The 22,124-nt window shown below is 47.9% G+C and carries 22 protein-coding genes; 8 read left to right on the forward strand and 14 right to left on the reverse strand.

Annotated elements, in window-relative coordinates:
* The first annotated feature begins 26 nt into the window (after positions 1-26).
* Positions 27-2,348 carry a Tex family protein gene (locus tag ACF8CV_RS21810; protein ID WP_053321004.1) on the forward strand — a complete coding sequence of 774 codons (2,322 nt, stop codon included), beginning with the start codon at positions 27-29 and terminating at the stop codon, positions 2,346-2,348.
* Positions 2,349-2,483: 135 nt separating this feature from the next.
* On the opposite strand, the gene ACF8CV_RS21815 is transcribed toward ACF8CV_RS21810, so the two are convergent.
* Both ACF8CV_RS21815 and bioH read right to left on the reverse strand, forming a co-directional pair.
* The gene (locus ACF8CV_RS21815) at positions 2,484-2,948 is read right to left on the reverse strand and encodes a hypothetical protein (RefSeq protein ID WP_005459035.1); all 465 of its coding nucleotides are present in this window, start codon (positions 2,946-2,948) and stop codon (positions 2,484-2,486) included.
* 123 nt (positions 2,949-3,071) lie between these two features.
* The gene (bioH, locus tag ACF8CV_RS21820) at positions 3,072-3,839 is read right to left on the reverse strand and encodes a pimeloyl-ACP methyl ester esterase BioH (RefSeq protein WP_029785475.1); all 768 of its coding nucleotides are present in this window, start codon (positions 3,837-3,839) and stop codon (positions 3,072-3,074) included.
* An 84-nt stretch (positions 3,840-3,923) separates the two neighbouring features.
* Here bioH and ACF8CV_RS21825 point away from each other — a divergent pair, with 84 nt between their 5' ends.
* The 4 genes from ACF8CV_RS21825 to cysQ all read left to right on the forward strand — a co-directional run bounded on the left by ACF8CV_RS21825 (position 3,924) and on the right by cysQ (position 6,989).
* Positions 3,924-4,649 (forward strand): ComF family protein, encoded by a 726-nt coding sequence (locus ACF8CV_RS21825; RefSeq protein ID WP_138938338.1) that lies wholly within the window; start codon positions 3,924-3,926, stop codon positions 4,647-4,649.
* A gap of 97 nt (positions 4,650-4,746) precedes the next feature.
* Entirely contained in the window at positions 4,747-5,331 is a 585-nt protein-coding gene (gene nfuA, locus ACF8CV_RS21830; protein WP_005458964.1) for a Fe-S biogenesis protein NfuA, read from the forward strand.
* Positions 5,332-5,551: 220 nt separating this feature from the next.
* Positions 5,552-6,121, forward strand: a complete 570-nt coding sequence (gene nudE / locus ACF8CV_RS21835) for an ADP compounds hydrolase NudE (RefSeq protein WP_138938337.1) — start codon at positions 5,552-5,554, stop codon at positions 6,119-6,121.
* A gap of 40 nt (positions 6,122-6,161) precedes the next feature.
* On the forward strand, positions 6,162-6,989 hold the full coding sequence (gene cysQ, locus ACF8CV_RS21840) for a 3'(2'),5'-bisphosphate nucleotidase CysQ (protein ID WP_017449059.1): 828 nt from the start codon (positions 6,162-6,164) through the stop codon (positions 6,987-6,989).
* 285 nt (positions 6,990-7,274) lie between these two features.
* Here the strand turns inward: cysQ and ACF8CV_RS21845 are convergent, their stop codons facing one another.
* From ACF8CV_RS21845 to gspC, 12 genes are all read right to left on the reverse strand, one after another.
* Positions 7,275-8,036, reverse strand: a complete 762-nt coding sequence (locus ACF8CV_RS21845) for a type II secretion system protein N (RefSeq protein WP_138938336.1) — start codon at positions 8,034-8,036, stop codon at positions 7,275-7,277.
* Between the two features lies 1 nt (position 8,037).
* Complete coding sequence (locus tag ACF8CV_RS21850) at positions 8,038-8,529, reverse strand: type II secretion system protein M (protein WP_005458943.1); 492 nt, start codon at positions 8,527-8,529, stop codon at positions 8,038-8,040.
* A gap of 7 nt (positions 8,530-8,536) precedes the next feature.
* Complete coding sequence (gene gspL / locus ACF8CV_RS21855; protein WP_025504048.1) at positions 8,537-9,739, reverse strand: type II secretion system protein GspL; 1,203 nt, start codon at positions 9,737-9,739, stop codon at positions 8,537-8,539.
* Complete coding sequence (gene gspK, locus ACF8CV_RS21860) at positions 9,708-10,718, reverse strand: type II secretion system minor pseudopilin GspK (protein WP_005496726.1); 1,011 nt, start codon at positions 10,716-10,718, stop codon at positions 9,708-9,710. Before gspK ends, gspL begins: the two co-directional genes overlap by 32 nt.
* Positions 10,711-11,394, reverse strand: coding sequence for a type II secretion system minor pseudopilin GspJ (gene gspJ, locus ACF8CV_RS21865; protein ID WP_025504050.1), 684 nt, complete (start codon positions 11,392-11,394; stop codon positions 10,711-10,713). The genes gspK and gspJ overlap by 8 nt, the downstream gene beginning before the upstream one ends.
* On the reverse strand, positions 11,381-11,770 hold the full coding sequence (gene gspI, locus ACF8CV_RS21870) for a type II secretion system minor pseudopilin GspI (RefSeq protein ID WP_005478722.1): 390 nt from the start codon (positions 11,768-11,770) through the stop codon (positions 11,381-11,383). Before gspI ends, gspJ begins: the two co-directional genes overlap by 14 nt.
* Positions 11,757-12,353 carry a prepilin-type N-terminal cleavage/methylation domain-containing protein gene (locus ACF8CV_RS21875; RefSeq protein WP_138938335.1) on the reverse strand — a complete coding sequence of 199 codons (597 nt, stop codon included), beginning with the start codon at positions 12,351-12,353 and terminating at the stop codon, positions 11,757-11,759. Before ACF8CV_RS21875 ends, gspI begins: the two co-directional genes overlap by 14 nt.
* A 30-nt stretch (positions 12,354-12,383) precedes the next feature.
* Positions 12,384-12,827 (reverse strand): type II secretion system major pseudopilin GspG, encoded by a 444-nt coding sequence (gspG, locus tag ACF8CV_RS21880; protein ID WP_005465191.1) that lies wholly within the window; start codon positions 12,825-12,827, stop codon positions 12,384-12,386.
* Positions 12,828-12,888: 61 nt separating this feature from the next.
* A complete protein-coding gene (gene gspF, locus ACF8CV_RS21885; RefSeq protein ID WP_005465194.1) occupies positions 12,889-14,106 on the reverse strand; it encodes a type II secretion system inner membrane protein GspF in 1,218 nt (405 codons plus the stop codon).
* Positions 14,106-15,608, reverse strand: a complete 1,503-nt coding sequence (gene gspE / locus ACF8CV_RS21890) for a type II secretion system ATPase GspE (RefSeq protein ID WP_025525931.1) — start codon at positions 15,606-15,608, stop codon at positions 14,106-14,108. Before gspE ends, gspF begins: the two co-directional genes overlap by 1 nt.
* On the reverse strand, positions 15,608-17,632 hold the full coding sequence (gene gspD / locus ACF8CV_RS21895) for a type II secretion system secretin GspD (protein WP_005496714.1): 2,025 nt from the start codon (positions 17,630-17,632) through the stop codon (positions 15,608-15,610). Before gspD ends, gspE begins: the two co-directional genes overlap by 1 nt.
* Positions 17,633-17,668: 36 nt before the next feature.
* On the reverse strand, positions 17,669-18,592 hold the full coding sequence (gene gspC / locus ACF8CV_RS21900) for a type II secretion system protein GspC (RefSeq protein WP_005465330.1): 924 nt from the start codon (positions 18,590-18,592) through the stop codon (positions 17,669-17,671).
* Positions 18,593-18,847: 255 nt separating this feature from the next.
* Here gspC and hslR point away from each other — a divergent pair, with 255 nt between their 5' ends.
* From hslR to pckA, 3 genes are all read left to right on the forward strand, one after another.
* Positions 18,848-19,234: a ribosome-associated heat shock protein Hsp15 gene (gene hslR, locus ACF8CV_RS21905; protein WP_005465328.1), complete on the forward strand. Its 387-nt coding sequence runs from the start codon at positions 18,848-18,850 to the stop codon at positions 19,232-19,234.
* 31 nt (positions 19,235-19,265) lie between these two features.
* The gene (hslO, locus tag ACF8CV_RS21910) at positions 19,266-20,141 is read left to right on the forward strand and encodes an Hsp33 family molecular chaperone HslO (protein ID WP_005465326.1); all 876 of its coding nucleotides are present in this window, start codon (positions 19,266-19,268) and stop codon (positions 20,139-20,141) included.
* Positions 20,142-20,477: 336 nt separating this feature from the next.
* Positions 20,478-22,106, forward strand: a complete 1,629-nt coding sequence (gene pckA, locus ACF8CV_RS21915) for a phosphoenolpyruvate carboxykinase (ATP) (RefSeq protein WP_138938334.1) — start codon at positions 20,478-20,480, stop codon at positions 22,104-22,106.
* Positions 22,107-22,124: the final 18 nt, after the last annotated feature.

Raw genomic sequence — 22,124 nt, forward strand, 5'->3', positions numbered from 1 at the left:
AAACCGAATTAAAAGAGAATACACGGATGAGCCAAGCTATCTGTCGCATGATTGCTCAAGAACTGAATGTTCGCCCAGAGCAAGTCAACGCCGCTGTCACCCTGATTGATGATGGTAACACGGTCCCATTTATTGCACGTTACCGTAAAGAGGTGACAGGTGGCCTTGATGATACCCAACTGCGTACTCTGGACAGCCGTCTGTCATACCTTCGCGAGCTCGACGATCGCCGTCAAACCATTCTGAAGTCGATCCAAGAACAAGGCAAACTGACGCCAGAACTAGAACGAGAGATCACGCAAGCCGACAGCAAGACTCGCCTGGAAGACCTTTACCTGCCATACAAACCAAAGCGCCGCACCAAAGGTCAAATCGCGATTGAGGCTGGCTTAGAACCTCTCGCTGATACACTTTGGAACCAGCCACAAACAGAACCAGAAATCGAAGCGACGAAATATCTTGATGCGGACAAAGGCATCGCGGATACCAAAGCGGCACTGGATGGCGCTCGCGCAATCATCATGGAGCGCATTGCTGAGGATGCGAACCTGCTTGAAAAAATTCGTGCTCATCTAAACCGCAACGCGGAACTGGTTTCTCGTGTCGTTGAAGGAAAAGAGCAAGAAGGCGAGAAGTTTAAAGATTACTTCAACCATAACGAGCCACTGAGCAAAGTGCCATCACACCGTGCACTGGCGATGTTACGAGGCCGTAATGAAGGCTTTTTGACGTTGGCGATGAACGCCGACCCAGAACAAGAAGAAGGTGCACGCCAATCGTACTGTGAAACCATCATTGCCGACCATTATGGCGTGACGCTAAGCAGCGCACCGGCGGACGCATGGCGTAAACAAGTGATCAGTTGGGCATGGCGCATCAAAGTATCGATGCACATGGAAACCGAGCTGATGGGCGCAATGAAAGAACGCGCTGAAATCGAAGCGATTGAAGTGTTTGCCACCAACCTAAAAGATTTGTTGATGGCAGCACCGGCAGGCCCTCGTGCGACGCTGGGTCTCGATCCGGGTCTGCGTACAGGCTCTAAAATCGCTATTGTCGACCCTACTGGTAAAGTGCTTGCAACAGAAACCATCTACCCTCACCCACCACAAAAGCAATACGACAAATCAGCGCAAATCGTTGATCAGTTGGTGCGCAAATACAACGTGGATTTGATTGCGATAGGTAACGGCACGGCTTCGCGTGAAACCGACAGCTTTGTCGCAGACGTGATCAAACGCGGCAACCTGAAAGTTCAGAAGATCATCGTAAGTGAAGCGGGGGCATCGGTTTACTCAGCATCTGAGCTTGCAGCGAAAGAGTTCCCAAATATGGACGTATCTCTGCGTGGTGCGGTGTCGATTGCTCGTCGTCTGCAAGACCCGCTAGCGGAGCTCGTTAAAATCGATCCTAAATCGATCGGTGTGGGCCAATATCAGCACGATGTTAGCCAATCTATGCTGGCAAAACGTCTTGATGCGATTGTCGAAGACTGTGTAAACGCGGTGGGTGTTGATGTGAACACTGCCTCTGCAGCGCTACTGACGCGCGTTGCAGGCTTGTCGAGCACCATCGCACAGAACATTGTCGACTTCCGTGATGAAAACGGTCGTTTCGAAGCACGTACAACTTTGAAGAAAGTGCCTCGTTTAGGTCCTAAGGCGTTCGAGCAGTGTGCGGGTTTCCTTCGTATTATGGATGGTAAAAACCCACTGGATGCCTCTGCAGTGCACCCAGAAGCCTACCCTGTAGTCAAAGCGATTGCCGAGAAGAACCGTAAAGACATCAAAGCACTGATTGGCGATTCGACGTTCCTTAAAGGTCTGCACGCGGTGGATTACACCGATGAGCACTTCGGTGTCCCAACGGTGACCGATATCATCAAAGAGCTGGACAAACCAGGCCGAGACCCTCGTCCGGAGTTCAAAACCGCAACCTTCGCTGAAGGCGTTAACTCGGTTGCAGATCTAGAACCGGGCATGATTCTCGAAGGCGTCGTATCGAACGTGGCCAACTTTGGTGCTTTCGTCGATATTGGTGTTCACCAAGATGGTTTAGTGCACATCTCAGCCCTGACGGATCGTTTCGTTTCTGATCCGCGTGAAGTGGTGAAAGCAGGTGACATCGTTAAAGTGAAAGTGATGGAAGTGGACATACAACGCAAGCGTATCGGTCTATCGATGCGTTTAAACGACGAGCCGGGTCAAGACAACCGCAGCCAACGCTCATCAGCAGCGCCGCGTCGTAATGACCAACCACAACGTCGTCAACCTCGCCGTGATGATTCCTCATCGAACAGCGCGATGGGTGGCGCATTTGCGGCTGCTTTCGCCAAAGCAAAGAAGTAGTCTAGGTTTTAACGGCTGCACTTGAGATATTAAGGTTGCAGCTGGGCGACGGCTTCAAGCATCCAGAAGAAAAAAGAAAACGCTCCAGTCAGTCATGCTGATTGGAGCGTTTTTATTGGATAGGATATTGATTCGTCATAATACTGCTATCACTTCTGACGGGGTATGGGGCACGACCGAATGACCATAATGAAATTTGATCACCTTCCTGCGCTTTTCCATCAATCCTTGGTTGATCGCAGCATCCAAAATGCGCTTCGGTAAACGAAAGCGTATCGCATAGCCCTTTCCCTGATCTTCACTGTACGATTTCAGTGCCAGTAAATCGAAAAGCCTTTCAAGCGTGTCTTCCGGCTCCTCGTGATAACGCGCATCAACTTCATGGTCCACTTCATAATCGGGATGCTCAGAGGGATCCCAAGAGGACTGACGTCGTCGCTTTTCATCACTTTTTACTTTGCGCTCGGCATTGGTTTTTGCCAATGCGACCGTCGGCGTCACAGGTTCTCGGACTCTGTTGTCACGAGCAGCTTGTTCCGTCTGCACATTAACGGATGGGGCGATCAGTGGCACACTTACGTTGGTCGGTGACACAATCATTGCGAACCCTCCTCAGAGTCGCCCAACTCGTCAATATGGCTTGGCCTTATTTACGAATAAAACCTTACCGATAATTATATCGACCAAATTTTAATCAACTTTAGCCTTTTTCACTGCGCGATTTTAATCCCGAGCGAAATCTCGAACTTTCGCACAAAATTCATCATGTTCAGTCATGAACGGTGCATGAGAAGATTGAGAAAAGACAAACTGTTGCGTGTGAGGCAGTTGCTGGCTGAGATCGGTCGCCACTTTAATCGGCACCAAACCATCCAAACGACCGTAAAGGCGTAGCATCGGCATAGTCAAGGAAATCAAAGCATCACGCAGGTCAACATCCGCCAAAATATTTAAACCAACCAATAATGACTCTGGGTTCGGCTGAGGACGCGATAGCACCGCTTGTTTGAGTTGTTTAACATCTTTACGTGCAGATGGACTTCCCATGGCTTGCAGCGCCATAAAGCGCTCAATGGTCAGTGAAAAGTCTTCTAGTAACTGAGAGGTGAACGCGCTCAGTACATTCGGTTGAATGCCGCGCCACGGTTTTTCTGCGGCAAATTTTGGTGAGCTGGCGACGGTGATCAGCTTACTCACTCGCTGAGGAGCATTGAGCGCAATGTGCGTGGCCACCAAACCACCCAACGACCAACCTAGCCACACTGCTTTCTCTGGCGCGTCTTTTAGTACCATGGCAGCGATTTGTGCGAGGTCTTCACCATGATGCTCAGCGCTAAAGCCGTATCCAGGAAGATCGACGACATGGACACAAAAATCGGCCTGCAGAGATTCGACCGTTTGCTGCCAAACTGCGCCATTCATCCCCCAGCCATGCAGCAACACCAAATCCGGTCCCTGACCGAACGACTGCCAGTGTAAATTCGTGCTCATGCTCTCAATCTCTCCCACTTATTTTATTCCTTATCGCTTCACTCAAGCGTTAGGCTGTGCAAAATCTAACCTTGAATAAGCGGTATGTTATCTCATCACTGGCAAAACATCATGCATCGTGTGCTCAGCAGTCAATGCGGTTTATGTCACTTCCCGATTCAGGCTACCGCTCAACCCAATGCGCTGCGTTGGTGTGATCACTGTTATCAATATCTTACGCCAGTAAAACGCTGCCAACGCTGTGGATTGAGCTTAAAAGCAGAGGAAGCGAATATAGAGAGTATTTGCGGCGAGTGCCTCTCCGAGCCTCCCCCTTGGCAACGGCTATTTACCTTGGGAGACTACGATTTTCCGCTGTCTCGAGAAGTACAACGCTTCAAAGATCACGGACAAACATGGCATGTTCACGCTTTAACGCAATTGCTTGCCCAGCGCATTTCAACTCCCGCTCCGCTTATCACCACAGTGCCATTGCACTGGCAACGCTACTTTTATCGAGGCTTTAATCAGAGCGACATACTGGCGCGACATTTGGCTGGTCACCTTAATGTGAGGTTTGATAATCACGTGTTTCGCCGCGTAAAACACGTCCAGTCGCAGCGTGGGTACAAGAAATCCAGCCGAGAACAGAATTTAAAAGGCGCTTTCACCTTAAATCAGCCACCAAAGTATAACCACGTCGCAATCGTAGATGATGTGGTCACGACGGGAAGCACGGTTCGACAATTATGTCATTTACTACTTGAAGTTGGCGTAGAAACCGTCGATATTTACTGCATCTGCAGAACCCCTGCTCCTGGTGCTGTCTAGATCGCTTCACCATGCCTTAGCATCAAAAAGACTAGACCCATACGTCAACAGGAGTAGAATAGCAGCAGTAACCTACAAAATTACTCAGGTATTCGTCGTGTCAAATATTACTATTACAGAAACTGCGCAAACGCATTTCGCTAACCTTCTAGGCCAACAGCCAGAAGGCACTAACATTCGTATTTTCGTTGTGAACCCAGGTACACAAAACGCTGAGTGTGGCGTATCTTACTGCCCACCAGAAGCGGTTGAAGCGACCGACACTGAGATCCCTTACGCAGGTTTTTCAGCTTACGTGGATGAGCTAAGCCTACCTTTCCTTGAAGACGCTGAAATCGACTTCGTTACCGACAAAATGGGTTCTCAACTGACATTGAAAGCACCAAACGCAAAAATGCGTAAAGTGTCGGACGATGCGCCACTTGTTGAGCGTGTTGAGTACGTTATCCAAACTCAAGTTAACCCACAGCTTGCTGGCCACGGCGGTCACGTGAACTTGGTTGAGATTACTGAAGCAGGCGTAGCTATCGTTGCATTCGGTGGCGGCTGTAATGGTTGTTCAATGGTTGACGTAACACTAAAAGAAGGCATCGAGAAAGAGCTACTAAACCAGTTCGTTGGTGAGCTAACAGCAGTTCGAGATGCAACAGAACACGACCGTGGTGACCACTCTTACTACTAAGAGCTTATCGTCGGTAAAAATGGGAGGCTTTGGTCTCCCATTTTTGTATCTGAACAATCCATTAAACACGTTAGATTCTTCGTCACACACGACCTCTTTCAAGGTTATCGAGCGAACACTGCCGAAGCGATGAAATCAAACTAGCAACTCTTGCAGAGTTCTCATATATTAAGAATCTTACGCACCTTACAAAAGCCAACGACACCAAGGAGTCAGCGCCATGTCGAAAAGGACCCCACCAGAGATTCTCTCTTGTCAGACGGTCGCACGATCAAAACTGTTTGCTGTGGAAGCCCTCGACCTTCGCTTCTCCAATGGCGCGCATCGCACTTATGAGCGCATGAAGCCAAGTGGTCGCGATGCCGTAATGGTTGTACCGATAACCGAGCAGGGCGATTTACTGTTGGTACGTGAATACGCTGCTGGTACAGAGCGTTACGAACTGGGTTTTCCTAAAGGTCTTATCGATCCCGGTGAAACGCCACATCAGGCCGCTGACCGCGAACTAAAAGAAGAAATTGGTTTTGGTTGTAAGGAACTCACCCCGTTAAAACAAGTGATCCTTGCTCCTTCTTATTTTTCGAGCAAGATGACGCTGTTTCTAGGTCAATCGCTATACCCTGAAAAGCAAGAAGGTGACGAACCAGAGCCGTTAGAAATTGTGCGCTGGCCACTCGCACAAGCCGAAGAGCTATTAACGCATTTGGACTTCTGTGAAGCACGAAGCATCACGGCGTTAATGTTGGCACTGAAACACTTACCAAACACCACTCACAACAACAATCAATAACGGTGTAAACCGAAAATATTGTGAGTAAGGACTATCACCTATGCCAATGACAAAAGATCTATCTCACCTGCTTCCTCAAGTTATCGAAATTGCCCGCAGTGCGGGACAAATGATTCTCGATATCTACGAGAAAAAGCAATATGAAGCGTATACCAAAAGTGATGAAACACCGGTCACAAGCGCCGATATTGCCGCGCACAAACTCATCACTGAACGTTTAAGTGAACTGACGCCAGACATCCCCGTGTTGTCTGAAGAAGCCGCCGACATCAGCTTAGAGCAGCGCGCACAATGGCAGCGTTATTGGTTGGTCGACCCATTAGATGGCACACAAGAATTCATCGCACGCAGTGGCGACTTTGCGACCATCATTGCATTAATTGACAACAACAAGCCTGCGATGGGCGTGGTGTATGGGCCTGTTTCTGGCGTCACGTATTACGCATACAGCGGCAAAGGTGCGTGGAAAATCCCAGACATGTCTGAAAGCGTGAAAATCCACACGCACAAACATGAACAAGCAGGACAAAACATTGCCATTGCTATCAGCCGTCGCCAAGACATTAATCGTATCACCAGCCGCATGAGCAGCGCTTGGAACTACGACTTAATTCCTCTCGGTTCTGCAGCACTAAAAGCGTGTTTGGTGGCGGAAGGAGCGGTCGATTGCTATTTACGTTTGGGCCCTACTGGCGAGTGGGATACAGCAGCAACGCAATGCATCGTGGAAGAAGCCGGCGGACGCATTCTCAGCACTCACCTCGAACCTTTGTCTTACAACGAACGGGAAACGCTAGAGAACCCGAACTTTATCGTTCTGGGCGATACGGATTTGCCTTGGGATGACATCCTGCAACGCAAAGATTAAATACTTATACTTGCGTAACTCAACTTATATCATTAGGCCGTGAATTCCGTTCACGGCCTTTTCTTTTTCCGCATGAGTAGCTTTAACAGTATTTGACCTGCCATATACCTAAAGCTAATCAAACTGCACAAAACTACACAATCCAATTAAAATACAACCACTTAAACAACCAACTTTGTCCCTCGTTTATTTACGTACAGCGAATAGATGGTTTGGCCTACTATGATCCAAAAGCAAAAAGAGCTGCACATTGGCAGCTCTTTTCTGTATTACGTTGGCTTAAAATTAGAATCTGCCTTTGTAGTCAAACTCGTATTGGCCTTGTGCGTTTGGCTGTCCAAGCCATTTCAACTGCTCCCCCATGCTTGATGGGAAATCTGCGCCAGGTTTAAACCACGCTTTCGTTGAATAGCGTTGATTCGGCATCAGCTCCGCTGAAAACGCCGAGGAAACTTGCTTACTGGTTTGCTCTCCTGATGCAGTTAGCACGCTATCTTGGCATTTCAAATCAGCAATAATAGGGCCGAGCTCTAAGCTTCCCACTGGACTTTGAATGCCACTGGCACTCCAAACCAATGTGCCTTCACCAGTTTTACACCACGGAGCTGCGTAAGTCGCATGACGAATGTTCAACTCCAGCTGGCCATCAACACTAACAGGCACCGGCAGGCGCGCTTGTTCGACGGCTTTCGATGCCGGGATCGACGCCACCAAATTTTCCGCGTAAGGGCCATCGCTGAGACTGTATCCAACTAAACCTCGACCGCGAATGTTCATATCGCTGCCGCGCCCAAAACGTACCGAAAATTCGGCTTTGCCGGTAAACAAGCTAGACCATTGGAAATCCCAATTCACTTGCCCTAGGTTTTGACGCTGCCAACGCACGCTAGAAGCCTGACCTTGCCAAACGGAACCGTGAGCACCTTGTATGTCGAGCCCTTTCACAGTGGGGGCTTGCTGGAGAACCCAAGAAACAGGTAACCCCATGATCAAGCTAACAGAAAAACAAACGATAAAGATTACAACGTAAAGTACTGCTCGCTTCACCTTAACCTCGCTTAAATTGCAGACGGTTCACATCAATCATGCCCGCTTGGTCTGTACGATCGATGTCTAAAAATTCAACTTCAATGCCTTGCTGCTCTTTCAAGTAGCGTAGCCAATCCACCAACTGGTTGAATGCGAGCGGTTTAATCCACACTTGCACACTGTCGTTGCGTGGTTGCACACGAATCAGTTCCACCTTAAAACGGCGCGCTGATGAAGAGACAAGTTGGTTAAGTGGCTGATTGGAAAAACTGACACCCCCGCTTTTTCTCAATGCGGTAATGTCATCAGCTTTGTCTTGTACCCATGTAAGCAATTGCTTTTCACTTTGGATACGAGATTGCGCCAACTCTGCACGTTGGCTCATCGGCTGCAGCAGCCCCCAGTAAAGAATGCCAAGGATGGCGAATGCACCACAGCCCAGCACAAGTCGTTGTTCACGCTGAGAGATGCCACTCCACCAAGCTTGCGCTTGAGAAATTAAATTCTTCATCATCACCTCACTGACGCTTCAACACAAAGCTACCCATCACAACGTTATCGCTGCGATTAAGCTGACCTTGCTCAACATTAAACTTCTCAGCCAACTTCACACGTGCCTGCTCAAAAGGCTGGAAGTCTGAGCTACGTGCGTGAATGCGCACTTCACCACGTTGGCCGTCATACTTAAAGCTGGTGATTTCTAGATCTTTCACCTGACCAAGCGTTGCTGGCAAGGCAGCAAGCCAAGACAACATCGCAACATCTGTTGAGCCACCAGATAAACGGCGCTCTTCATCTGTCATTTGACGCTTTAAATAACTTACGGTCGGAATTCGATTCTTGTTTGGGAAAACCTGACGGAAAATACGTTCGCTTTCTTCACGATAGGCTTGTGCTTGCGCCTCGTACTTGTGGACGACGAGAAGTTGCTGAGCCACGACCACCACTAACAAAACGCCCGCAGCGATAGCCGCCTTTTGCCAAACTTTCCAGTACTTACCCCAAGAAGACTTCGGCTTAAACTCGCCAGTTAACAGGTTCGTTTTACTACTCGCGACGCCTTTTGCGAGCAACGCCATCGTCATTTCTTCTGGCTTAGGAACCCATACACTCTCAACAGTCGATTCTGGCACGGAACTGTAGCAATCGAGTTGCCAACCTTCATGGTTTTGCAGGTAAGAAGAGAGGTAAAGATCCAGCCACGCCGAATCCACCACCGCGCCTTCCGTCTCTGAGTGACGAATTAGCCATTGCTCACCAATCAGTGCCGCACTGCTGTTGTCATCACTGACAGGCAATGCCAATACATCTGGCAAGATGCGTTTGATGGTCAACCCTTGGCTAGCAAAACGCTGTAGCACGGTTTGTACCCATGCGCGCTCGACCGCACACACTTGTGCTTTATCCGCTTGCTTACCCAATACGGTGAAGTGCAAGCTATCCACATCTTGCGCGACTTCATCTTCAATCAAATAAGGCAACATGTTGTCGAACTGACGTGTAGCACCAGGCGGAATGTCCACCTGAGTTAACACCACATCATTACTCGCTAGTAAAGCGATGACTTGGCGCTGGCCGGCATACGATACCAACTCATCCAAGTGTTCCCATCCGGCAAGTTCACCGCTGGCAATCACTTCCTGTTGTTCTGTCGACCACACCACCCAAGGAATGGTACTTTGTTGTTCGCTACTCAGCCGAACGGTCAGAAACTCGCTCACTGATCCCTCCAAAACGACGGCGAACGACCGTCACCGTTTCTCTATTTGTACTTTGCAAAAGGCTTCGGATACGTACTCGTGAATCATCCACCAACACTTGTGCATCCAATTCGAAGAAGGAGCTATCCACTCCTAAATAGCCTTTGGCGTTTTTCTTTACATCATCGCTCAAGCCAGTTAATTCTGACTCCGCTAGAAATTCGTCTACGCTGTCCCAACCATCGAAGGGACGCTTTTCTATCAATTGAACCGCGTCGCTGCTGCTCAAGTTCGGTGAAAACATAGCGACTAAAATCGGCGCTTGTTCCACCTCTACCGTGTTGACGTTTAAACGCCAATCATCACTTGGGATCGCACATACCAAGGGCTCAATCTTTTGATAAATTTCACCACTCACTTGATATACCGCGCGCAATTCAGTTTTGTCTGCCATCCAACCATTAGCCGCTAAATACGAAGGTTTCATCGATTCGTAGGTGCTGTCTTCCACGCCGGTGGTTGAACGTACTGTGCTGTCTGAATCAATGTATTCCCAAGTGGAATCGGCAATCACTTCCGCTTGATACGGCTCTACATCTGACTCTTCCAACAAACGCTGCAGCACTTGAACCAAATATGGTCGAGTGGTTTGTTGTCCGGTCGGCTGCACTCGACTTAACACATTGAGGTTAAAACACGCTTGCTTATCCCAAATACGTCCTGCAGCTTGACCATAGTCCAATGGGTACACTTGTTCTTTAATCGCCCAAGGTTGGCTGAGGTTGATGGTATCGCTGTCTTTGTAGCTCTGCTCGATACCCACTTCAGCCAAGGCTTCAACACCAACACTGTACCAATATGCTTGCTGGTAATGGATTTGGTTTGAACCGCGCTGAAACTGCAAAAACAGACGTTCAGACATGGTGGCAGCAATGGTCGCCATAATCGCCAACAGCATCAGTACAATAATCAAAGCAACACCACGCTGACGATTAGCCATTGTTGTTGCCCTCCGATGCTTTGTTTCTTTCACTTTCCGCAAGCTTGCCATCTGGCGTTAGATACGTGCGCGCTATTTCACCGTAATCCTTCAACTTCAAGACAACTGAGACAGCTTTCGGCAACTCTTTATTGCTGTCCCACTCTTTCTTCCACTGTTTACCGTCATAAAAACGCATGTCGAAAGATTCCACCTGCGTCAGCAACGGAGTGACAATGCCTTCCTGCCCAACTGGGGTATCTGGATAACGCCACCAAACACGCTGCAGGGTGTCTTCTTTAACGCGATAACCCACTTTAGTCACTTCACCACGCGGGAACTGTTGCTGCGGGTTATGCCAACCCACACGAGCAAACATCAGGCCTTTCGCGTCGGAATCGAGTAAATAATCCGACCAAAAGATCAGTTGCCCGGCAGGGTCTTCGCCGTTGGTACGCGTTTGACGCAATGCCATTTGGCGGAAGTCGTTATCCATCATCACCATGGCGCGTTGCAGTTCATTCAAACGCTGAGTTCGCTCTTGCGACAACTCGTTACTGCGCTGAACTTGCGACACCACTTGGTATGCCGCCACGCTCAAACTGGCAAAGATCGCTATCGACACCAGCACTTCAATGAGTGTAAAACCTTTTGCTGTACGGCGCTTATTTGCGCGATTGGGATTACTGCGCCACATAGCTTCTCACCGTAACAACTGGACTCGCGTTTTTCGCGGTCGCGACACTTACATCAAATGCTTTCAGCAATGGCTGCGTGGTGGCTACAGGCGTGACTTTCCAATACCATGTACGCCCTGCTAGCTCTTCGGTACCATTCTTGGCTTTCAGCGCGCCAGTATCTAGCATCACATTCGCCATTTGGTTATCCACAACCATTGCTGCAAACATCTTTTCTTCTAAGTAGCTGACTGTGTTGATGTGTTGACTCACAGAGCGAATCACACTGATCGCCGCGGTGGCAAAAATAGCCAGTGCAACCAACACTTCAAGCAACGTCATCCCTCGCACTCGGCGACGGTTTAAGTTTGGTTGAGTTTGCTTAAAATTGCGCATTCGCATCCTCTTCCACTTCTTCACCTGGCGCTACCAACAGAATTTGCCCACTCTCTTTTCCGATCACTCGCCAACCATCGTTAAACGCATCGCCTTTTTGTGGAAAAAAAGACAAGGTAAACTGCGTGACTTCTGCGCTCGAGAAAATGAAGACTTGCGGTGGTTTCACTTTCTTTTCTTCAGTTTCGTCGGCAAACATGTCTTCAAACAGTGAACCCGGCTCGAACAAACGATCGTCTTTATCCCAAGCACCGCCACCTAGATCCAATTGCAATGCAATGTCATCTTCTAATTTGGTTTTGCTTGGAATTTGCTTCATTTCTAGCGGCTTCCAGCCTTCAGCGGTCAAGCTAAGCAGGGTGTAGGTCTTTTTCGTATCGTCGACACGCACACCAAAATCTTTACCGCTGAGTACGGCTTCTTCGTTAAGCAACTGCAAACGCTGAAAGAAACTTTGCGCGTATTGTTTAGAGAGGTCTTTTTGACTGGTAGGCAACGTAGTGATCACCGCCACCGCGGTAAGAGATAGCAAAACCAGCACCAATAGGATTTCTATTAATGTAAAACCGTTATGTTTTCGCATTTGTTTCATTAGTGCTGGCTTGCGCTCATTTTATTGGAAGTCTTGCATGTTCCAGTTGCCAATATCCGCTGCTGGACCTTCACCGCCCTCTTGACCATCCGCACCTAAAGTGAAGATATCAATCGTGCCGTTGTCACCAGGGCTTAGGTATTGGTATGCATTACCCCAAGGGTCATTTGGAAGACGCTTGATGTAACCACCATCACGGTAGTTGCGCGGTTCTGGGTTAGAAGGCTTAGTAACCAATGCGTCTAGACCTTGGTCTGTCGTTGGGTACACGCTGTTGTCTAGCTTGTACATATCCAACGCGTTCTCTAACGCCACAATGTCAGTGATCGCTTTTTGTTGGTCTGCCTTTTCTTTGTTGCCTAGCAAGTTTGGAACAACAAAACTTGCCAAAATACCCAAGATAACAACAACTACCATCACTTCTAACAGTGTGAAACCGTGTTGCTTACTACGCTTAAATTTCATTTTTTTCTCCGAAAGTTAGATTCAAGCCACGTCTTAATTTAGACACGCCTTAATTCGAATATTATCCGCTCATCAAGTTATTCATTTCTAGCATCGGCATCAAGGTCGCCATGACAATGAATAACACCAATCCAGCCATTAATGCGATCAAGGCAGGAGTGAACACTCCCAACGCAATATTGACCGTAGATTCAAAGTTTTGGTCTTGGTTGTCCGCCGCACGCGTCAGCATGCTTTCTAACTCACCACTCTGCTCACCACTAGCGATCATATGCAGCATCATCGGTGGGAATAGACGGGTTTGATCCAGAGCTTTACGCAAGCTTGCCCCTTCACGGACGTTGTCTGCAGCAATCAACACTTGCTGCTTTACGTAACGGTTCGACATCACATCAACCGCCACTCGCATCCCTTCAAGAATTGGGATCGCACTTGAAGTACAAATCGACAAGGTACGAGCGAAACGAGCAGTATTGAGACCTTTAGAAATCTTACCGACGAGCGGCAAGCTGATGATTTTTCTGTCCCAAGACAAGCGAAAATCTGGTTTTTGCAATGCCAGTTTTAAGCCATAAAAACAAACTACTAGCACGGCAAAGATAATCAGCCCCCACTCTTGGACGAACTCACTAGCCGCCAGCAAAAATTGCGTTGACTGTGGCAACTCTTGCCCCATTTGAATGATCGGCTCGATGATTTTGGGTACCACGGTCGCCAACAAGAACGAGACAATCGCCACCGCAAACACCACTAATACGACAGGGTAGATCATCGCTTGCAACAGCTTAGAACGCATTTTCTGACGGTTTTCGACGTACTCCGCCAAGCGCTCTAAAACCGTATCAAGGTGTCCAGATTTTTCACCCGCGGCGACCATAGAGCGAAACAGTTCGTCAAAGACGTGTGGATAATCACCTAGGCTATCTGCCAATGGGTAACCTTCGGTGACTTTGGAGCGAACTGCAGCGATCATGGTGCGAATTCGTGGCTTTTCTGCTTGTTCAGAAACTGCTCGAAGACACTCTTCAAGAGGCATACCTGATTGAACAAGTGTGGATAATTGACGCGTGATCAGAGCCAGTTCAGCCGTTTTGATACCACGTTTGAAGCCCACTGAGCCTGAAGACTTAGCCGCCTTTGCTTTGGCTTCCACGACCTCAACAGGGATCATTCCTTGTTCTTTCAGTCGTTGGCGCACTTGACGAGCGTTATCCCCTTCAATCGTGCCTTTTTTTTGTTTGCCTTTTGCATCCAGCGCTTTGTATTCAAATGCTGCCATTACGCTTCCTTCGTCACTCGCATCACTTCTTCAAGTGACGTAATACCACGACGTACTTTGCTTAGACCATCACTACGAATACTTGGCGTATGATTACGAACGGCTTTTTCCACTTCTTGCTCACCTGCTTCGCGGTGGATCAGCTCTTGAACCGTTTCATCGACAAGCACTAATTCATGAATGCCGGTACGTCCGCGATAACCTTTTTGGTTACACGCTTCACAGCCTTTCGCGCGATGTAGAATGAGCGATTCACTTTCTGCTATGCCAAACAATTTTTTCTGTTCGCTGTCCGCTTCGTAAGGTTCTTTACAGTCAGAACAGAGCGTACGAACCAGACGCTGCGCTAGCACACCAAGCAGTGAAGAGGAGATCAAAAATGGTTCAATACCCATATCACGCAGACGCGTGATCGCACCAACAGCGGTGTTGGTATGCAGCGTCGACATGACCAGGTGACCAGTCAAAGACGCTTGCACCGCAATTTGCGCGGTTTCTAAGTCACGGATCTCACCAACCATCACCACATCCGGGTCCTGACGTAAGATCGCACGTAGACCACGCGCAAATGTCATGTCGACTTTCGGGTTAACTTGAGTCTGGCCAATGCCATCGATATCAAATTCGATTGGGTCTTCCACCGTCAGAATGTTGCGCTCGTTGCTGTTGATTTCTTGCAAGCCGGCGTACAAAGTGGTCGATTTACCAGAACCCGTAGGGCCGGTCACCAAGATGATACCGTGTGGGCGACCAATGAGGTGACGGAAGTTGTCGTGTACCGAAGGAGTCATGCCCAAACTGTGCAGGTCAAGGCGCGTTGCGTTTTTATCTAACAGACGCATTACCACTCGTTCACCGTGAGAGGATGGCATGGTAGAAACACGCACGTCGACCGCTCGGCCACCAATACGTAGTGAGATACGACCATCTTGAGGCACACGCTTTTCAGCAATATCGAGCTTCGCCATAACCTTCACACGCGACACCAATAACGGTGCAAGCTTACGACTCGGCGTCAAGACTTCACGCAGAACGCCGTCGACACGGAAGCGGATAGAAAGCGTCTTTTCAAACGTTTCGATATGGATATCGGACGCACCTTCTTTGATCGCTTCACCCAACATGGCATTAATCAATTTGATGATTGGCGCATCGTCTTCCGACTCTAACAAGTCCTCATCATGCGGTAGCTCTTCTGCCAACGAGAAGAAATCATCACTGTCGGCACCGATATCTTCCATCAATTGACGAGCTTCTGATGAATCACGTTGATACGCTTCAGTCAGCTTTTTATCGAAGGATTCTTTATCGATGGCTTGAGGCACGAAGCTGCGCTTAAGCACACGACGTACTTCAACCAGAGCCGCAGGATTTAGCGGCTCCACGTAGTAAAGAATTGGAGGACGCTCTGGATGCTCAGTCTCCAAAACCAGTTTAAAGCGATTGGCAAAACTGAATGGCAGACGACGCATACTTGGCGCAGTGTCTAACATATCTACCATTAGTTCTTTTCCATTTGATCGATAAACGCTTGAATTTCAGCAGGATGCTTACGATCTTGGCCAAATGCTGGGATCACAGGGATCTTCTCATCTGGCATCAATTTCAAGCCTTGGTCAGCTTTGTAAAGCTGCTCTGCACGAATAAAGTTGTATTTGCGCTGAGTGATACCATCTGCAGTCATACCATCACGGATGATGGTCGGCTTAATGAAGACCATCAAGTTACGTTTTTCGGTTTGCGTGCTGGTTGATTTGAACAAGTGACCCAATACTGGAATATCACCAAGCAGTGGCACTTTCGATTCACTTTCTAGTGCACGTTCATCAACCAAACCACCTAACACCAGCATCTGACCATCTTGGATCATCACGGATGTGTTAAGTTGGCGCTTCGCGAAACGAACGTCAACGGCACCATTGGCACCCAATACGTTAGAGACTTCTTGTTCAATATTTAGCTGAACAGAATCACCTTCGTTGATCTGTGGTACAACTTTGAGCTTGATACCTACTTCTTTACGATCAACGGTTTGGAATGGGTTGTCGTTGTTTGAACCAGCAGTCGAGCCAGTAATAACAGGCACTTCTTCACCCACGATGAATGAGGCTTCGCCGTTATCCATCACAGTGATACTTGGAGAAGACAGGATGTTTGAGTTGGAATCCGAAGCAACCGCACTAATTAGCGCCGTCCAGTCACCCATCACGATGCTCATTGCGGCACCATTTACGCCGCCAAGAGCAGATGCAAGTGTTGAGTAGTCACCTTCTTCAGTGTACTGACGGTTTTCCCACTTGTTCGTGTCACTATTCCAGTAGCTTTCCGTTTTGGTAACGTCTTTCGCTTCTTCCAAACCAACCATGACTTGGCCGATTGGCGCACCTGTGTTGCCGTACTGGATCACAGCACCCGTTTCTAGTGACCCCCACTGAACGCCTAGGTTAATACCATCACCTTCGGCCATTTCAACAATCAAGGCTTCAATCAGAACCTGAGCACGGCGAATATCTAATTGAGAAATTACGTCTTGCAAAGCCATCATGATATCTGGCGGCGCAGTCAGAACAAGTGAGTTGGTTGCTTCATGAGCCGCAATCACGACTTCACCGCGTTGTGCACTGGATGCACCTTTTTGACCCGCTTGTTTTTCGGCTTGCAGGTTGTCAGAGACACCTTTCAGTACATCAACTAGGTCTTCTGCTTTTGCATACTTAAGGTAAACCACTCGGTTGTTACCTTTCGTTGCCATTTCTACGTCAAGTTGACGAATCAAACGTTTCAGGCGTGCACGTACTTTCGGATCGCCAGAAATCAGAATCGAGTTCGTACGCTCATCCGCGACGATTTTTGGCTCAAGAAACTCAGGCGTACTCTTTTGGTTGGTCGTTTTGTTCAGGGCTTCTACGATACGAACCATTTCAGCAGCCGAGGCATTGCGAAGCTCTACTAGCTCGATCTCTTTGTCACCAGCTTGGTCAACGCGTTTGATGATTTCTGCTAGACGGTTTACTACCGCTGCACGACCGGTGATCAGGATGATGTTAGCTGGATCGTAATGAACCACATTACCCGCACCGGCATTATCAATCAGCTGGCGCAATAGCGGTGACAATTCACGAACAGAGACATTTCGCACAGCAACTACGCGAGTGATGACGCTATCGCCTTTTGCGCTACCATCACCCATAACAGGGATTGCAGAGGTCTTAGAGTCTTTTGCTTTGATGACTTTGAGTACGCCGTTGTCCATTTCTACGACTGCATAGCCGTACACTTCCAACACGTTAAGGAAGAAGCTGTAATATTGCTCTTCGTTTAACACGTCGTAGCTGCGAACGTCGATTTTACCGCGCACCGAAGGGTCAACGATGATGGTCTTTTCTAAGTTACGACCAACAATGTTGATGAATTCTTGAATGTCAGTGCCTTTGAAACTCGCACTAAATTCATTTGCCATCGCGCCTGGAACGCAGAGTAGACTCCCTGCCAGTAACCAAGCACTTTTGCTAAACCAATGTTTCACGTATGTCTCCCTGAACTTACGCTGGTTGCCTAAGTATTACAATTGGATATAGATGTCGTACTGCTGACCATCTCGCTCAACAGTCAAATTCAGTTCTTGCGGATCGCTCATCACTTGCATCAGTTGTACTGAAGAAGATGGATCACTTAAATCGATCCCATTAAGTTGCACCGCAATATCACCAGGTTCTAGACCCACATCATTAAATAACGCCGCATCACGACCCGGAGAAACTCGGTAGCCAATAATGGCGTCGTCTTTTTTCACTGGAGAAATGGTAATGTATTTAAAGACACTCTGTGGATCTTTCGCAATCTCCTCTCGGATTTGCTCTAGTTTGTCACTCACGTCTGACGCAGGTTCTTTCTGAGCAGCTTGCACTCGAGTAGCCTGCGGCGATTCTGACAATTTTTTATACTCAACGCCTTCCAGCATTAGAGTTTCATCTCGGCCTTCGTTATCGATGATCACGCGATCGACCAACACCGCTTTTAGTGTGGCACGCGTACCTTCAATTTCTTCGCTAATTCCGTAGGTCGCTTGCTTACCACGGTTAGCGATCACCGCTAAGCTGGTTTGAGGATTGCTGCTAGCAACGGCGCCAACAAGGGTAAGATTCAGGCGTGTTTTTGGGGCGTCTTTCACAACAGGTTGCTCAACGACCACAGGCTTTTGTTCGGTGTATTTGCCAAATAAGTTGGCGCTTTGAAGGGCATTGAAATCAATCGTATTCGATTTATTGCTGGCAATAACGTTACCCGCCGACGGCCTCCATTTTGGCACATCAGACGTTTGAGGGATTGCTAACCACACCACTTTACCGAGTATCCACCCAGTTATCGCAATAAATAGGCAAGTAAGTAGCAAACTGAGCTTCGCTTGAATTGCGTGGTGGTTGGACTTGATCTGAGCCAGTAGCGGTCTGCTTGATAATCCTGCACTTAGCTCTAAACGCTTCACTGAATTGATTCCTTTATTCTAACGTTAGTCAATTGGGCTATAAAAATATAACTATCGACTCTAAATTGCTAAATTTGCAATAAAATTATTACTCAACAAAGAGCAGTGAACTATATCACAACTTCCTTTTCATACCTTTTTCTTATGCAGTTTTTGCCAACTCCCTTGAAAAAAATACGCCTTGACTCCATCTGTAGGTGAATAATCCAGCACTCATTGCCACATTCGGGCAGTGATTAGATAGCGTAGTGTTCTATGAGTTCCCTAAATGAAGCCGTTAGGCTAGATAAATGGCTATGGGCCGCAAGATTTTATAAAACCCGCTCTATCGCTCGTAATATGGTCGATGGTGGTAAAGTCCACTATAATGGCCAACGAAGCAAGCCGAGTAAAATCGTTGAGTTGGGCGCTGAGATCAGACTTCGTCAAGGCAACGAAGAAAAAACCGTGATTATCGAAAAGATTTCTGATCAACGACGAGGCGCCCCTGTCGCACAGACCCTGTATCGTGAAACTAATGAAAGTATAGCGAAACGTGAGGAACACGCGACACAACGCAAACTTAACGCCCACAACCCTAGTCCGGAACGCCGCCCAGATAAAAAGCAGCGCCGAGACATCATTAAGTTCAAACACCAATAAAAGCCGGAATTACCGACGAGGAAAGCACTCCATGGCAAATAATGTTTTAAACCGCTACCTATTCGAAGATCTTTCAGTGCGTGGCGAGTTGGTACAATTGGATGAAGCGTACCAACGTATTATCTCCAGCAAGGAATATCCGGCAGCAGTACAAAAACTGTTGGGTGAGCTACTCGTTTCAACGACTCTTTTGACTGCAACTCTTAAATTCGAAGGCTCAATCACAATCCAACTTCAAGGTGACGGCCCTGTTTCTCTTGCAGTAATCAATGGCGACCACAACCAACAAGTTCGTGGTGTAGCGCGCTGGGAAGGTGACATCGCTGATGACGCTAGCCTGCACGAAATGATGGGTAAAGGTTACCTAGTTATCACTATCGAGCCGAAAAAAGGCGAGCGCTACCAAGGTGTGGTTGGTCTAGAAGGTGAAAACCTGACGGAAGTGTTAGAAGGTTACTTCGCTAACTCTGAGCAGCTAAAAACGCGTCTTTGGATCCGCACTGGCGAATTCGAAGGTAAACCGCACGCGGCGGGTATGCTTATTCAGGTTATTCCTGATGGCACTGGTTCTCCAGATGACTTCGAGCACCTAGAGCAACTGACTAACACCGTAAAAGACGAAGAACTGTTTGGCCTAGAAGCGAACGATCTACTATACCGTCTATACAACCAAGACAAAGTACGTGTGTACGAACCTCAACCAGTAGCGTTCCACTGTGGCTGTTCACGTGAGCGCAGCGGCGCGGCAATCATTACCGTTGAGAAAGCTGAAATTTACGACATTTTAGCTGAAGTAGGATCGGTTTCTTTACACTGTGATTACTGTGGCACAACATATACATTCGATGAAACAGAAGTTACCGAACTGTATACGCAAGCTTCAGGCGGCAATAAAACGCTGCATTAATTTTTATAGCTTATCAAGCACGTAATTTACCCACAAAAGGCCAGCACTATGCTGGCCTTTTTGTGATCTACCCCCCGTAACACCTGGCTTTCCACGTAATAAAACAACTGCTTAATTTTAAGTAATTAATAATCGTTTTGCCCTAGCGCAAAGGTTTGCGCGCACGATAAACTATTCGCACCAATATGTGACGGGTTACCTAAAACCTTAGTGAAATCATGGGCAATTTTTGAACTATCTCCCTGTTTTCTCCCCGCCCCGTTGCTAGCATGGTGAGCAGATAAAAATTAAAACATTCTTACAAAATCCCTACAAAAATCCTTATAAGGAGCACCTATGACCGTTATGGAACATACAAAGGCTGCAACACTTGATCTAACCAAACACGGACTGCATAACGTTAAAGAGGTTGTTCGCAACCCAAGCTACGAATTGCTGTTTGAGGAAGAAACGCGCGCTGACCTAACTGGTTACGAACGCGGTGTGGTTACTGAATTAGGTGCGGTTGCTGTTGATACAGGCATCTTTACTGGTCGCTCACCAAAAGATAAATACATCGTTAAAGATGCGACGACAGAAGAACACATGTGGTGGACTTCTGACACCGTAAAAAATGACAACAAACCAATCACTCAGGAAGTCTGGAACGACCTAAAAGAGTTGGTGACTAACCAGTTGTCTGGCAAACGCCTATTTGTCGTTGACGGTTACTGTGGTGCTAACCCAGATACTCGCTTGAGCATTCGTGTGATAACAGAAGTAGCATGGCAAGCACACTTCGTAAAAAACATGTTCATTCGTCCTACCGAAGAAGAACTTGCAGCATTTGAACCTGACTTCGTAGTAATGAACGGCGCGAAATGCACCAACCCGAAATGGGAAGAGCAAGGTCTGAACTCTGAAAACTTCACGGTCTTCAACCTTACTGAGCGTACACAACTGATCGGTGGTACGTGGTACGGCGGCGAGATGAAGAAAGGTATGTTCGCGATGATGAACTACTTCCTTCCTCTGAAAGACATCGCATCGATGCACTGTAGTGCCAACATGGGCAAAGACGGCGACGTAGCAGTATTCTTCGGCCTATCTGGTACAGGTAAAACAACACTCTCTACCGACCCTAAACGCGCTCTAATTGGTGATGATGAGCACGGCTGGGATGACGATGGTGTCTTCAACTTCGAAGGCGGTTGTTACGCAAAAACCATCAAGCTATCGAAAGAAGCGGAGCCAGACATCTACAACGCGATCCGCCGCGATGCGCTGCTAGAAAACGTAACGGTTCGTAGCGACGGCTCTATCGATTTTGATGACGGTTCTAAGACAGAAAACACACGTGTTTCTTACCCTATCTACCACATCGAAAACATCGTTAAGCCAGTATCAAAAGGCGGTCACGCAAACAAAGTGATCTTCCTATCGGCAGACGCATTTGGCGTGCTACCGCCAGTGTCTAAGTTGACTCCAGAGCAAACCAAATACCACTTCCTATCTGGCTTTACTGCAAAATTGGCTGGCACAGAGCGAGGCATTACTGAGCCAACACCAACATTCTCTGCATGTTTTGGCGCAGCGTTCCTAACGCTTCACCCAACTAAATACGCGGAAGTACTGGTAAAACGTATGGAAGCCGCAGGTGCAGAAGCATACCTAGTGAACACCGGCTGGAACGGCACAGGTAAACGTATCTCTATCCAAGATACACGCGGCATCATTGATGCGATCCTAGATGGCTCGATTGAAGATGCGCCAACTAAGCACATTCCAATCTTCAACCTTGAAGTACCTACTTCACTACCAGGTGTGGATCCAAGCATCCTTGACCCTCGTGACACGTACGTTGACCCACTACAATGGGAAAGCAAAGCGAAAGACTTGGCTGAGCGCTTTATCAATAACTTTGATAAGTACACAGACAACGCGGAAGGTAAAGCATTGGTTGCGGCAGGTCCTCAACTGGACTAATACCGAAGCAAAACTGAG

The sequence above is a fragment of the Vibrio sp. zbq_1 genome, assembly GCF_043102935.1.
GTDB lineage: Bacteria > Pseudomonadota > Gammaproteobacteria > Enterobacterales > Vibrionaceae > Vibrio > Vibrio parahaemolyticus.